The organism is Chryseobacterium culicis (assembly GCF_900108365.1).
Classification (GTDB): Bacteria; Bacteroidota; Bacteroidia; order Flavobacteriales; family Weeksellaceae; genus Chryseobacterium; species Chryseobacterium culicis.
This window is the reverse complement of the sequence record NZ_FNWQ01000001.1, coordinates 999,238-1,012,429: the sequence shown is the minus strand read 5'-3', so window position 1 is coordinate 1,012,429 and position 13,192 is coordinate 999,238. Positions and strand designations below refer to the sequence as shown.

Below are 13,192 nucleotides of genomic sequence, written 5' to 3'. Positions count from 1 at the left end.
ATCCTTAGCTTTTCCTACTTCCTTTTATCATTTTGCCTTTACTCCCTTTTGTCTTTTATTTTTACTTTTTACGACATATAAAGTCTTGAATACAGTCTCTCGTGCTGCATGCATCTGATATCAAAAGCAGTATTACAAAGCCCCACCATATCCCTGTCCAGTTCCATGGTTTCCCATACTGTTTTTTCCATTACGGGATAGAGTGAGAATAGAATATCCTGCCCATCCAGCTGTCCCAGAGGAACCAGTTTCACCGCATTGGTGATCATTCCGGCGACCGATGTATAATAGAATCCCAAAAGAGCTTCATATAAAGGAATTTTCATGAGGTAAGCATATACGCCAAACACAATACAGTAATGGGAATTGGCTTCTTTATTCTGAACCGCTTTTTCAAAAGCTTCCATAAAAGGGAAATTTTCTCTTCTTTTGAAAATCTTAATCAGCCGGAGTCCCAGTTTCTGGCTTGCCTGGCGGATTTCTTTCGGACATTTTATCGCATTGCATTCATTATCAAGAAGTATCAATGTTTCTAAATCTTCTTTTTCTGCCGCTTTATAAGCCAGTTTCACAAAGGAACCGTCATTGAATTTGAGGTTGTACTGAAGCATATTCTGCACAAATTCTTTGGCGGTATCCGCATTATGTACAATTCTTTCCTGAACGTAGGTTTCAAGACCATTGGAATGCGTATAGCCGCCGATAGGAAGCGTAGGATCCGCAAGATGAAGCAGTCCTGACAGGAAGTTTATATTCATGTTATTCATCTTTCGGAGCAGCCATTTTTAAGATTTTTGTAAAGATTGTTGACCCCAGAATTCCGTGTCCGTGCGGTTCTACATTAGATTTAAGAAGATTAAGCAGTTTCACAGATTGTTTTTCCGGCTTGAAACCACTAGCTTCCAGCCATCTGAACATCGGCATTTCAAAAGGAAGCAAAACTTTATCATTCTGAATGAACAGCGGAATGTGTTTGTTCCCGATCTCATAACATACGGTCCCCATTTCCAACAGTGAAGCGGGCGACATCACGATAGCTTCTGTTTCCAGAACATTTACGGCAATTATTTTTTCTGCATCCTCAAAAAGAATATCTCCTTCACGCAGACGTTGTCCCTCTCTGAGAAACCTGACAGCAACATCAGTTCCCTGTCTTGTTTTTTTGCGCTGAATTCTCTTGGTAGTTTCAAACCATTCCAGATCAAGATAATCTATGGATTTTACCGTAGGATTTTCTGCCAGATTGCCAATAATTTGATTAATTATCATTGTTAGATTTTTTTCTGAAGTCTAAGTTTTTGGAGATTCCCACCCCGAATGTTGAACCGCTGATTCCTGCTACGTAGCTTTTCGTCCAGCCTTCTTCTTTCGTTTTGGTCTGAAGCATTGAAAGTTCTGCAAATTTGAACTTCAAGGCCCAGCCTCCTCCGAGTAATATTCCAATCAAAGGATAGGCACGAAGGCGGAATCCGTTAAAATTCTGCATTGCGTCAGCAGCTGTTGACAGCTGTTGCCCCCAAACATAGTGGGCATCCACCTGACCAATCAACACAAAATAGTTCCCAAGCATTACCGAAGGGCTATACCAGATTCCTGCTTCATTTTGCTTGTAAACTACATTGTGGTCCACTGTATTCTGCGAGTAAGCATAATTAACTCCGATAAGGTCATTATTATTGATGAAGTACCCTACTCCCAACGGTGCACTGGAAACCGTACTGCTGCTGCTTGAAGGTGTGGTGAGCTTTGAATAGTCTAATGATCCGTAGACCATAAACTGTCCTTTTGGCCCTTCTTCATCACTTTTAAGCCTGTGCCCGCCCAGAAACTGGGCTCTCAGATTTCCTGAAAGCATAGATATACCTGCTATAGCAACAGAAAAAACTGTTTTATTTAAATATTTCATTTTAACCTGTTCAAATTAATTATACTGTAAGGGCACGTTTAAATACACCTTATAGGTTTTTGAAACCTACAAGGTTGGTATCCATTATGATTACGTGTATTCTTAAAATAAATAATACAGCTGAGTTAAAGGAAGCTTTTCCGCAGGCTCGCAGGTGATGTATTCACCATCTACCGTTACTTTATAGTTTTCAGGATTCACTTCGATTAAAGGTGTCTTATCATTATGGATAAGGTCTTTTTTACCAATATTTCTACAGTTTTTCACCGGAAGAATCATTTTTTCAAGTTTGTAAGAAGCAATGGTTCCGTTGTCAATAGAAATCTGAGAAACGAAGTTCGCACAAGTACCAAACTTAGCTTTTCCATGGGCTCCGAACATATTTCTGTAAATAACCGGCTGAGGTGTTGGAATAGATGCGTTAGGGTCTCCCATTTTAGCCGCAATGACGAACCCACCTTTCACAATCATTTCCGGTTTTACTCCAAATAACGCTGGTTTCCAGATCACTAAATCGGCTAATTTACCTTCTTCAACAGATCCCACATATTCTGAAATACCGTGTGCAATAGCTGGATTGATGGTATATTTCGCAACATATCTTTTTGCACGGTAGTTATCATTATCTATATTCTGATCTTCTTCCAAAGCGCCTCTCTGCTCCTTCATTTTGCTTGCCGTCTGCCATGTTCTTGTGATCACTTCTCCTGGTCTTCCCATCGCCTGAGAGTCTGAGCTCATAATGCTGAAAACACCCATATCATGAAGAATATCTTCTGCCGCAATGGTTTCAGGACGAATACGGGAATCTGCAAATGCCACATCCTCTGGAATATTTTTACTCAGGTGATGACAAACCATCAGCATATCTAAGTGCTCATCAATTGTATTGACTGTGTAAGGACGTGTAGGGTTTGTAGAAGCCGGCAATACGTTTGGATACATAGCTGCTTTGATGATATCCGGTGCGTGGCCTCCACCAGCTCCTTCAGTGTGGAATGTATGGATCACTCTTCCGTTGATTGCTCTCATGGTATCTTCAAGGAACCCTCCTTCATTCAACGTATCGGTGTGGATGGCAACCTGAACGTCGTATTTATCAGCTACTTTCAACGCTGCATCAATTGTCGCTGGAGTAGCTCCCCAGTCTTCATGGATCTTTACTCCCAAAGCACCTGCTTCCACCTGTTCTTCAATAGGTTCTTCTGCTGAGCAGTTCCCTTTTCCGAAGAAACCGAGGTTCATAGGATATTCTTCGGCTGCTTCCAACATTTTCTGCATATTGAATCTTCCCGGCGTTACTGTGGTAGCATTGGTTCCGTCATTTGGACCTGTTCCTCCTCCGATCATTGTGGTAATTCCGCTGTATAGGGATGTTTCAATCTGTTGAGGGCAGATGTAGTGAATGTGAGTGTCAATTCCTCCTGCTGTTACGATATATCCTTTTCCTCCGTGAACTTCCGTTGAGGCGCCGATGATCATATTAGGTGTTACACCATCCATCGTATCAGGATTTCCGGCTTTTCCGATTCCTACGATCTTTCCGTCTTTGATCCCGATATCTCCTTTTACAATTCCCCAGTGGTCAATAATTACCGCTCCTGTGATGCAAAGATCGAGAACACCTTCGTCTCTTTTTGCGGTAACATTCTGCCCCATCCCGTCACGTACAGTTTTTCCTCCTCCGAAAACTGCTTCGTCTCCATAGTGAGTGAAATCTTTTTCAATTTCAATGATGATTTCTGTGTCTCCCAGTCTGATTTTATCTCCGGCTGTAGGCCCTAATATATTGGCGTATTGTTTTCTGTCTACGTGTAAGCTCATCTTAATGATTTTTAAAGTTTAACTCTTCAACTTTTGCAAGGCTTTCTTTTTTCTGTTCTTCAGAATCTACCTGCCCATCGACAAGATTATTGAAGCCCATTGCTTTTTTAGTTCCCCCTATCTCTACCAATTCCACTTCTTTTTCTTCGCCCGGCTCGAAACGTACTGCAGTACTTGCTACAATATTGAGTCTCTTTCCGAAAGCTTTTTCACGGTCAAAACTCATCGCTTTATTCACTTCGAAAAAATGGAAGTGTGAACCTACCTGAATAGGACGGTCTCCTGTGTTTGTTACTCTTATTTTTACAGTTTCTCTGCCTTCATTGCAGATAATTGTACCTTCTTTTACAAAAATTTCTCCTGGTATCATAATCAGCTGGTATTAACGGATTGGATTGTGTACGGTGACCAACTTCGTCCCGTCCGGGAAAGTGGCTTCTATTTGAACATCGTGGATCATGTCTGCCACACCGGGCATCACATCATCTTTAGTAAGAAGGTTAGCTCCTTCCTGCATCAGTTCAGCTACTTTTTTTCCGTCTCGTGCTCCTTCAAGCAAAAAATGGCTGATGAGCGCTATGGATTCCGGATAGTTTAATTTAAGGCCTCTCGCCTTTCTTTTCAGAGCGAGTTCGCCTGCCAGAAACAGCATAAGCTTTTCCGTTTCTCTCGGTGTTAAATGCATATTTTTTTTATTTAAAATTGGACAAACAGTATCTGGTTCGCCTCTCCATAAAGGCAAATAGACATGTTCAAAGATGTAAAATGGGAATGATTCTTACGGGTCTGTATTCACGGGAATACAAACCATGGATCATTAAAGATAAAAAAGAAATTAGCAGCCTGCTACCTGTAAGCAATGGTACAGAATGTATCTCGGCGCTGTAATATAAGTACGGTTCTGAACGGCCGCAGCCTGAGTATTATACGTGTATCCTGCAAATAAATATAATAACCATTGCTGGGCAAGTACTGAATAATCAAACTTCACTTTCTCCCAGTCGTTGGAATCCTGCACATCCTGCACGTCTGAGAAACTGTACATTTCAGGCTGGGTCTGCTGATCAGATTTCTGCTGAAGAAGATGGATTTTTGAAAGGATATCAGAGTATGGCTGACTTTTCCCTTTATGTGCAAAAAGACCTGCACACAACGCTGAGAAAAATATCACAAAAGAGAAAAATAAGACTCTTCTTTTCATACCTGTTAATAATGGTGTAAAATTAGAACAATCTTACCCCTTTGGCTATCAAAAAAATTATTTAAAATGTTCAAAATCACAACAAATATGAAATTATATCATTTTACTATTTACCTATAAATCCTTTATTTACAACAGCTAATAACAATTTTTAAACTATGACAAATATTTTATTGTCCCAATTCCTGTAATTATGGCAAATCCGAGTATTTTTTTCTTAAACGTAAAAAACAGGAACAATACGCTGCTAATTCATAATTTTTACCGCTAAAAAAAATCTTTACAGTACCTGTTGATTCTTTTTAGAATTTATTTGACAAAAAGAGACGGTATTTTTTCTTTCTTTATAATTATTGTAAATTTGTATACACATCTTATTAATTTAAATAAAATAATAAAACGTAATATGTCAAAAGCAATTTCGCAAGTACCATTAGCGGTAAATGAGCCGGTAAATTCATACGAACCGGGATCTCCGGAAGTTAAAAGCCTTATCGACACTTATAAAAAAATGTGGGCTGAAAAGGTAGAAATCCCAATGATCATCAATGGAAAAGAAGTAAAAACGGATACAAAAGTACAGCTTCAGTCTCCACAGGATCATGCTCATGATTTCGGGTTTTACTATCAGGGTGGTATGCAGCATGTGGATGACGCTATCAACGCGGCATTGGCAGCAAAAAAAGAATGGAATGAACTAGGCTGGGAACAGCGTGCTGCAATTTTCTTAAAGGCAGCCGATCTTTTGGCCGGTACTTACAGAGATGTAATCAACGCGGCAACAATGATCGGGCAGTCTAAGAATGTACATCAGGCTGAAATAGATTCTGCCTGCGAGTTCATCGACTTCTTAAGATTCAATGTAGAGTTTATGACTGAAATGTATTCTGAGCAGCCGGTTTCTGACAACGGAATCTGGAACCGTGTAGAATACAGACCATTAGAAGGGTTCTGCTTTGCAGTAACTCCATTCAACTTTACGGCTATTTCCGGAAACCTTCCTACCTGTATGGCCATGCTGGGGAATGTAGTGGTTTGGAAGCCGTCTGACAAGCAGGTTTATTCTGCAAAAGTAATCATGGATGTACTAACTGAAGCGGGTCTTCCTGCAGGGGTTATCAACATGATCTTTACAGATGGTAAAGAAACGGCTGAAAAAGTATTGGCTCACCGTGATTTCGCAGGTCTTCACTTTACAGGATCTACAAAAGTATTCCAGGGTATGTGGAAAATGATTGGTGATAATATCCACAATTACAGAACATATCCAAGAATTGTTGGAGAAACAGGAGGTAAGGATTTTGTAATTGCTCACCCGTCTGCTAACGTAGAAGCCGTAGCTACTGCATTGGTAAGAGGTGCTTTTGAATATCAGGGACAGAAATGTTCTGCTGCTTCCAGAGCTTATATTCCTAAATCTCTTTGGGCTGACGTGAAAAAAGTAATGGAAACTCAGATCAACTCTATCAAAGTAGGCTCTCCTGAAGACACTTCCAACTTTGTAAACGCGGTAATTGATAAAAATTCTTTCGAAAAATGTAAAGGATATATTGACAGAGCTAATGCTTCCGGTGAAGCTACTGTAGCTATTGGAGGGAAAGTAGATGATTCTAAAGGATGGTTCGTATACCCAACAGTAATTGAAACTACTAATCCTCAGTACGAAAGTATGGTAGAAGAGATCTTCGGCCCAATCCTTTCTGTATTTGTGTACGAAGATCAGGACTGGAAAGAGACCCTTAAGTTAGTAGATTCATCTTCTCCGTATTCATTGACAGGTTCTGTATTCTCACAAGACCGTTACGCCATCAATGAAGCGTACAAAGCTTTAGAGAATGCATCTGGTAACTTCTACATTAATGATAAACCAACAGGTGCCGTAGTAGGTCAGCAGCCTTTCGGTGGTGGCAGAGCGTCAGGAACCAACGATAAAGCAGGGTCTAAGATGAATCTTTTAAGATGGACTTCTGTAAGAAGCGTAAAAGAAACTTTTGTTTCTCCAAAAAACTACAAATACCCTTATCTTGGATAAGTAATGAATCATAGGCAATGAGCAAATGATTGTCTGTTCTTTTAAATACAGCCTCGGAATTTCGGTTTCGGGGCTTTTTTGCGGATGCCTGCAGAGTTCGTGATTCGTTTATAGTTTAGATTTTAAATTGACTACTTAATTTGGCGCTAAACTCTCAGGCTGCATCCCCAATTTACCTCCAACACTCTATCACCTAACATTTTTTAACAATATTTACCTATATTTTACGATTTCATAAACCTATTTAGGAATAATTATTGATTTTTTCCTATAACACCCCAAAATAAAATAATATGAAAAAGTTATTGCTAGCAGCTATTGGAATAGGAATATTTGCAGTGAGCTGTGGAACCAAAGAATCGACAATGTCTACAAGTAGCCGGGACTCAGCGGCGGTAGAAAACACACAAAAAAGTGTATCACCTGCCACTACTGATACAATGACTACTAAAATGACGAATCCTGACAGTATCAAGATCAAAAAGGATTCTATGGCAACACCTCCTGCCAGATAGTAATTATAAACATTCAATCTAAAAATGGAAGATCTGCAGATGAAAGCTCTGCAGATTTTTTTTGGAATCGTATGGAAAATAGTATTCTGTTTGGATTCGAATGTTAGCTTACTTTTTTAAGTTTTGGCTAAGCCGATGATTTTATATTATTTTAAAGGCAGGTTAAAACTCACACGTATTCAATCCAGACATTTAAGGTAAATCTTTTATCTTTTATCTTTTATCTTTTATCTTTTATCTTTTATCTTTTATCTTTTATCTTTTATCTTTTATCTTTTATCTTTTATCTTTTATCTTTAAATCCTTATATTTGATCAGAACCAACATAAAAATTAACTGTTATGAAAAAATTATGGATAGGAGCCGTTACCGGACTTCTTTTTCTTGGAAGCTGTGCTCAAAACAAAGAAAAAAGAGAAGAATATAAAGATGCTCACAACAAAGACTCTTTAAGAAACAGAATGGGAGATTCTGCTGTGGCCAATTCCATACCTTCTCCTGCACCGTCAGATTCTTCAAAAGCAAAAACCGACAGCACAAAAGTTAAATAAAATCACAAATCCACAGTAATCTGTGGATTTGCACTTAAAAAAACTTGACTGAAAAAAAACCGGGCAATCAACCCCGATTATGAGATATACAGAATATTCTGAACAGAATATTTTTCTTCAAGATTTAAAAATTGGGAATTACAGTTTCATAGACAATGATCTTTATTCAGAAGAAGAAATAAAAGTAATATGCTGTATCAGGATTGTGTTATGTCCTGTGAAACTGTCACAAATATAGGGCAGCAAAGGTTTTCTCTAAAATAATAGGTTGTTCATTTTCGTGAAAATGGTAAGATAGAATTCAATAATTGGCCTCTTTTTAATCATTTTCAGGAAAACGGGCATTCTTATCTGGTTTCTTTTCTGCATCAAGGTACTTAATATAGGCAGAAGGCGAAAAGTCTGTAACCGCCTTAAAGACGGCAGCAAACTTACTGTGCGATGAGAAACCGCATTCATCGGCAAGAATACTTATTTTATACTGTCTGTACTTTTCATCATTGATCAGTTTGTCTACAATATAGCTGATTCTTAAACGGTTAATATATGTTTTAAAATCAGAACTTTTATGCTGATTAATAACATAAGACAGATACTTGGTATTCGTACCAAGCTCACCTGCCAGAAAGGAAAGTGACATGCCTTTATTGTTATAAAGATCACCTTTCTCAAATTCTTCAAGAAGCTCAAGCAGTTTGGATTCTGTTTCGGAAGTCATCAGAGAATCATTTCTTCTGCGGTCCGCTTCAGAGTCTTTCTCATCAATTTCTTCTACGGATATATTGGAGAATTCTGTCCCATAAGTGGGTCTTACAGGCTCATGATTACGTTTACCAATCAGGGTAAACTGAGCTCTTATGATGTTTCTGAATTTGGATCGTTGCTTTTTCTGTTTGAATCTGAAAAAGACCAGTAAGCCCACCAATGAGGTAAACAGTATTATAATAGTGGTATTTTTCACAAAATTCATCCGTCCTGCTTTTTTACCGGGTTTTCCCTTCGGGTTTTCTAAGCTCTTTCCGGTAAAACTTTGATTGCGGGCGGCAATGCTGTCATAAGCACGTATATATTTTGCAGCATATAATGATGCTTTATAATTATCGCCAGTTCCTTCGTAATAATCATTGATATTGGAATAGACTGCCTTTTTTAATTTCAGGCTCCGGGATGTATCGGCTATTTTTTCTGCTTTTTTAAGATACAGCTCTGCATCTTTCCAGTTTTTCTGTTTCAGTCGGATGCCTCCCAGTCCGTTGTAGATTAATCCTAATGTACAGTTTGAATCTTTGAGGAGTTCCTTTGCTTTTTTATAGTAGTTTTCAGAAGTATTATAATCATTCAGTTTAAAATAAACGTCTCCTAACAGCTGATAAGAAGCTGCTGCGGTTCTGTCTTCCGCATTACTGTCTATCTTTTCAAAATATTTCAGGGAAGTTTCAATATAATGTATTGCATGGGTATAATTCCCCTGTTCCATTTCATAGAAAGCCATTTCCTGATTCAACAGCCCTGCTGCTTCGTTCCTTTTTTCAAAATCAGTAATTCTGCCGGATGCTTCCAGCCCTTTAACAATGTATTTTCTGGACCTTTCGTATAACCCTACCTGTCTATATTGCCTCGCAAGTAATCTGGTTACAACAGTCATCCATTTAGGATCATCAATGTGATTGACTACGGAATGGGCATTTTCGCTGTAACAAATTGCTTTTTTAAGCTCACCGGCGTGGTGATAGAGCTCCGAGGAAAGAACAAGACATTTTATTTTTTCAGAGGGCTGCTGTGCCTTCATATAAAGAGAATCTGCAGTTTTGATCGCTTTAGGGAGATCTTTGTAGGCGGTAACGGAAGAAGTTTTTTCACAGATCAGATCGAAGCTGCTTTTTTTCTGCGCAAATATGGGGACTGCTGTTATCAGCAAAAACACAAGTTTCAGTAGATTATTAGACATAGAAGAACAAATTATTATTTTTATTCTATAATAATTCATCATTATTCTCACTAGGTGTCTTTTTGTTTTTTACAAAACTAGTGATATTTTATTTTTTATTAAAATATTATATTGAAATTTAACTATTTAACCTAAAACGTACATTTGCATTAATTTTAATAATTATACGAAAATAATAGATGATTTTCTTTCATATCAACCTATCTGTGTTGTAAAACTAATGTTACCGGATAATTATTTTCAATATGAACGGCCTGAGTGTCATCATATTTATTACATTTGCATGGAATAAAAAGTTTTATGAAAAAAATAGCAATACTTTCCTCCATCTTTATCGGTGTCCTTGCATGGGCGCAGGGAATTAAATTTGAAGAAGGCAATTTCGCCTCTATCCTTGCGAAAGCAAAAAAAGAAAAAAAACTGGTCTTCATAGATGCATATGCTTCATGGTGTGGACCTTGCAAACTGATGGCAAAAAACATTTTCCCGCTTCAGCCTGTTGGAGATTATTACAACTCTCACTTCATCAATGCAAAAATTGATATGGAAAAAGGAGAAGGAATAGAGCTTGCCAAAAAGTATAATGTAAAAGCATTCCCTACTTATCTTTTCATTGACGGAAATGGTGAGGCGGTACACAGAACACTGGGTTACGTGGAAGAAAAAGACTTCATCCAGTTTGCAAAAGATGCTGAAGATCCTAACAAAAGACTGACTTCCCTGAAGGAGCAGTTTGAAAAAGGAGAAAAAGATCCTGAGTTTTTAAAAAATCTTGCCGTTCTCACCATGTATAACGATGCTGATTTTTCCGGTAAAGTGATGAACCGTTATTTTGAGCAAAAGCCTACCTTAGAGCAGGATGATGTTCAGATGCTTCTTTCGGGCGTACAAACAACGGACAGCCCTTTGTACAAAATATTTCAGAATAAAAAAGCGGATATTGTTAAATTCTTTCCAGCCGAGAAATATGAAAAGTTCGACAAGAATATAAAGCTGAACACAGTTTCTAAAAAAGCCTATAATCCGGACACCAAAAAGTGGGACGATGCCTATTTTATGGCAGAAGCTCAGAAATTTTTAAGCAAGGAAGAAGCTGACAAGATCTTAAAAAGAATGAAGGCTAACAGAGCTTTAAAGAATAAAGACATTCCTGAGTATGAAAAATTAATTCTTGACTTATACAAAGATTATTCTGCTGCAGGTTCTGAAGAGCTGAACTCTCTGGCGTGGAACTTCTTTGAAAATGTAAACAGCAAAGCCTCTCTGGAAAAAGCCATTACATGGGCTCAGGAATCTGTAAAAAAAGATCAGAATTTTGCCAATACCGATACTCTAGCAAATCTTTACAATAAGATAGGTGATAAGAAAAATGCAAAAATCTGGGCTGAAAAATCCATTGAACTGTCTAAAAGCACAGGAGAGGATTCCTCGGATACAGAGAAATTATTAAAAAGTCTTTAATAGTTGCTATACTAAATAAACAAAAACCGCAGAACTGAAGTTCTGCGGTTTTTTATTGTACGCTGAAAATATTCTAGTTATTATATACCAATACCTGCATTTTGGTAAGCATTGCTTCTGTATCTCCGTTATACCCTCCATACGCTGAAGGAACAAAATTGACTGTTGCTGATCCAGACCAAGCAGCATATTGAACTTTAAACGTATAAGTTCCTGCTGTAAGTACAACCGATTTCAAAAATGTTACAGGAATTGGCATACTTCCTAAGCTTGCTCCTCCAGGAAAATTTCCTGCTTTGGAAGCAAAGGCTGAAGAAATTTTCACCCCATCTTGCAAAAGGGTAAAAACACCTTGACTTGAATTCCCATCTACCAATGTTGCATAACCCAAAATAGTAAATAAAAGCGTTTGTGTCTTTCCCGCTGGTACTGTTACAGTATAGGTAACGCCAGGTACATCAATTGTAGTACCGGCAGTAGCTGTAGCTGCCGTAGTTCCTTGTATATACACAGCACTATTAATGGTTCCACTTGTCGTATTAAAGCTTTGCCATGCCGGTGCAACACCGGGGCCCTGAGAAGTCAGCAGCTGTCCTGAGGTACCGGCTGACCCGGCAGTTGAAGCGTTTCCGCCTACGTTAATCTCGTTTACCACCTGTAAAGAACCATTAACATGCAGGGTTTTTTGCGGAGTTGGAGTCTGAATACCCACTTGGGCACAAAAAGATAAGGGAACTAAAAAAGCCCCAAGCAATAAATAATTTTTCATACGTTTTTATTTAATTTATTAATTAAAATTTAACCATATAAAGTTAATAATAAAATATAATACAAAATTTAACAAATAATTTAAATTTTCAATAACCAACAAATATTACATTGTTTATTTCTATAATACTGCTAAATAGGCCTGTTTGCGATAGAGCATGATCAGAAAAAAAATGAAATGGGCTAGAAATTTCAAATCAATATCAAGAAAGACACTGTAAAATAATATAAGTTTTTTACAAATAAAAAGCCACAGAAATACTGTGGCTTCATCCTGTAAGTCTAATGGAAGTGTTTAATTATTATAGATTAAAACCTGCATCTTTGTAAGCATTGCTTCAGGGTCATTATTATATCCTCCGTAGTTGGTAGGAACATAGTTTACAGTCTGATCTCCGAACCATGCAGCATATCTTACTTTAAAAGTATAGGTTCCAGCCGTAAGTGTTACGGATTTCAGAAAAGTTACCGGTGACGGAAGACTGTTCAGCGTTGATCCGCTTACCATGGATGTATAGGCAGAACTTATTTTTACTCCATCCTGAAACAGCTGGAAAGCTCCCTGAGTTTCTTTTATAGAAGGATTAAGAGCATATCCTAAAATAGAAAACATATAAGTTCGTGTAACTCCTGCCGGTACGGTTACCGTTACCGTTACGCCCGGTACATCAGCAGATGTTCCCTGAGGAATCACGAGAGGAGATGTCCCCTGCGCATATTCTGCCGAAAAAATTGTTCCTTTTACGGTGGTCCAGGTAGGTGCAGCACCGGGTCCGCCGGATGTAAGAACCTGACCTGAAGTTCCTGCATTTCCCGCAGTGTTTCCCGTACCACCGACGCTGACTTCGCTGGTTACCTGCAAAGATCCGTTGACATGTAAAGTTTTTTGAGGGGTAGTGGTTGAAATACCCACTTGCGCGTGATAAACCAGAGGAGACATAAGTATCCCTAGTAATAAATGTTTTTTCATTGTGTGTGTTTGTTAT

The 13,192-nt window shown here is 38.3% G+C and carries 14 protein-coding genes; 4 read left to right on the top strand and 10 right to left on the bottom strand.

The window, feature by feature from the left end:
• Window positions 1-68: 68 nt before the first annotated feature.
• The 7 genes from BLW74_RS04560 to BLW74_RS04530 form a co-directional block, all read right to left on the bottom strand.
• Window positions 69-758, bottom strand: a complete 690-nt coding sequence (locus BLW74_RS04560; RefSeq protein WP_089690673.1) for an urease accessory protein UreF — start codon at window positions 756-758, stop codon at window positions 69-71.
• 1 nt (window position 759) lies between these two features.
• Entirely contained in the window at window positions 760-1,269 is a 510-nt protein-coding gene (gene ureE, locus BLW74_RS04555; RefSeq protein ID WP_089690247.1) for an urease accessory protein UreE, read from the bottom strand.
• On the bottom strand, window positions 1,259-1,906 hold the full coding sequence (locus BLW74_RS04550) for a hypothetical protein (protein ID WP_089690246.1): 648 nt from the start codon (window positions 1,904-1,906) through the stop codon (window positions 1,259-1,261). Before BLW74_RS04550 ends, ureE begins: the two co-directional genes overlap by 11 nt.
• A 102-nt stretch (window positions 1,907-2,008) precedes the next feature.
• Window positions 2,009-3,730, bottom strand: coding sequence for an urease subunit alpha (gene ureC, locus BLW74_RS04545; protein WP_089690245.1), 1,722 nt, complete (start codon window positions 3,728-3,730; stop codon window positions 2,009-2,011).
• Between the two features lies 1 nt (window position 3,731).
• Window positions 3,732-4,100, bottom strand: coding sequence for an urease subunit beta (ureB, locus tag BLW74_RS04540; RefSeq protein WP_089690244.1), 369 nt, complete (start codon window positions 4,098-4,100; stop codon window positions 3,732-3,734).
• 12 nt (window positions 4,101-4,112) lie between these two features.
• Window positions 4,113-4,415 (bottom strand): urease subunit gamma, encoded by a 303-nt coding sequence (gene ureA, locus BLW74_RS04535; RefSeq protein WP_089690243.1) that lies wholly within the window; start codon window positions 4,413-4,415, stop codon window positions 4,113-4,115.
• A gap of 150 nt (window positions 4,416-4,565) precedes the next feature.
• Complete coding sequence (locus BLW74_RS04530) at window positions 4,566-4,931, bottom strand: hypothetical protein (protein ID WP_089690242.1); 366 nt, start codon at window positions 4,929-4,931, stop codon at window positions 4,566-4,568.
• A gap of 406 nt (window positions 4,932-5,337) precedes the next feature.
• Between BLW74_RS04530 and pruA the strand changes: the two genes are divergently transcribed.
• The 3 genes from pruA (at window position 5,338) to BLW74_RS04515 (ending at window position 8,029) form a co-directional block, all read left to right on the top strand.
• Window positions 5,338-6,963, top strand: a complete 1,626-nt coding sequence (pruA, locus tag BLW74_RS04525) for an L-glutamate gamma-semialdehyde dehydrogenase (protein ID WP_089690241.1) — start codon at window positions 5,338-5,340, stop codon at window positions 6,961-6,963.
• A gap of 293 nt (window positions 6,964-7,256) precedes the next feature.
• On the top strand, window positions 7,257-7,478 hold the full coding sequence (locus BLW74_RS04520; RefSeq protein ID WP_089690240.1) for a cytochrome C551: 222 nt from the start codon (window positions 7,257-7,259) through the stop codon (window positions 7,476-7,478).
• Window positions 7,479-7,819: 341 nt separating this feature from the next.
• Window positions 7,820-8,029 carry a hypothetical protein gene (locus tag BLW74_RS04515; RefSeq protein WP_089690239.1) on the top strand — a complete coding sequence of 70 codons (210 nt, stop codon included), beginning with the start codon at window positions 7,820-7,822 and terminating at the stop codon, window positions 8,027-8,029.
• A gap of 319 nt (window positions 8,030-8,348) precedes the next feature.
• Here the strand turns inward: BLW74_RS04515 and BLW74_RS04510 are convergent, their stop codons facing one another.
• The gene (locus BLW74_RS04510) at window positions 8,349-9,977 is read right to left on the bottom strand and encodes a tetratricopeptide repeat protein (RefSeq protein WP_167358370.1); all 1,629 of its coding nucleotides are present in this window, start codon (window positions 9,975-9,977) and stop codon (window positions 8,349-8,351) included.
• Window positions 9,978-10,277: 300 nt separating this feature from the next.
• On the opposite strand from BLW74_RS04510, the gene BLW74_RS04505 reads away from it, so the two are divergent.
• The gene (locus BLW74_RS04505; RefSeq protein WP_089690237.1) at window positions 10,278-11,438 is read left to right on the top strand and encodes a thioredoxin family protein; all 1,161 of its coding nucleotides are present in this window, start codon (window positions 10,278-10,280) and stop codon (window positions 11,436-11,438) included.
• Window positions 11,439-11,511: 73 nt separating this feature from the next.
• On the opposite strand, the gene BLW74_RS04500 is transcribed toward BLW74_RS04505, so the two are convergent.
• Entirely contained in the window at window positions 11,512-12,207 is a 696-nt protein-coding gene (locus tag BLW74_RS04500; protein ID WP_089690236.1) for a hypothetical protein, read from the bottom strand.
• 294 nt (window positions 12,208-12,501) lie between these two features.
• Window positions 12,502-13,176 carry a hypothetical protein gene (locus tag BLW74_RS04495; protein ID WP_139265693.1) on the bottom strand — a complete coding sequence of 225 codons (675 nt, stop codon included), beginning with the start codon at window positions 13,174-13,176 and terminating at the stop codon, window positions 12,502-12,504.
• Between the last annotated feature and the right edge of the window lie 16 nt (window positions 13,177-13,192).

Coding starts and splice junctions, on each gene's coding strand:
- BLW74_RS04550 (WP_089690246.1), bottom strand. CDS start 1,906: ATGAAATATTTAAATAAAACAGTTTTTTCTGTTGCTATAGCAGGTATA.
- ureB (WP_089690244.1), bottom strand. CDS start 4,100: ATGATACCAGGAGAAATTTTTGTAAAAGAAGGTACAATTATCTGCAAT.
- BLW74_RS04505 (WP_089690237.1), top strand. CDS start 10,278: ATGAAAAAAATAGCAATACTTTCCTCCATCTTTATCGGTGTCCTTGCA.
- ureE (WP_089690247.1), bottom strand. CDS start 1,269: ATGATAATTAATCAAATTATTGGCAATCTGGCAGAAAATCCTACGGTA.
- BLW74_RS04500 (WP_089690236.1), bottom strand. CDS start 12,207: ATGAAAAATTATTTATTGCTTGGGGCTTTTTTAGTTCCCTTATCTTTT.
- ureA (WP_089690243.1), bottom strand. CDS start 4,415: ATGCATTTAACACCGAGAGAAACGGAAAAGCTTATGCTGTTTCTGGCA.
- BLW74_RS04530 (WP_089690242.1), bottom strand. CDS start 4,931: ATGAAAAGAAGAGTCTTATTTTTCTCTTTTGTGATATTTTTCTCAGCG.
- BLW74_RS04515 (WP_089690239.1), top strand. CDS start 7,820: ATGAAAAAATTATGGATAGGAGCCGTTACCGGACTTCTTTTTCTTGGA.
- ureC (WP_089690245.1), bottom strand. CDS start 3,730: ATGAGCTTACACGTAGACAGAAAACAATACGCCAATATATTAGGGCCT.
- BLW74_RS04520 (WP_089690240.1), top strand. CDS start 7,257: ATGAAAAAGTTATTGCTAGCAGCTATTGGAATAGGAATATTTGCAGTG.
- BLW74_RS04560 (WP_089690673.1), bottom strand. CDS start 758: ATGAATATAAACTTCCTGTCAGGACTGCTTCATCTTGCGGATCCTACG.
- pruA (WP_089690241.1), top strand. CDS start 5,338: ATGTCAAAAGCAATTTCGCAAGTACCATTAGCGGTAAATGAGCCGGTA.
- BLW74_RS04510 (WP_167358370.1), bottom strand. CDS start 9,977: ATGTCTAATAATCTACTGAAACTTGTGTTTTTGCTGATAACAGCAGTC.
- BLW74_RS04495 (WP_139265693.1), bottom strand. CDS start 13,176: ATGAAAAAACATTTATTACTAGGGATACTTATGTCTCCTCTGGTTTAT.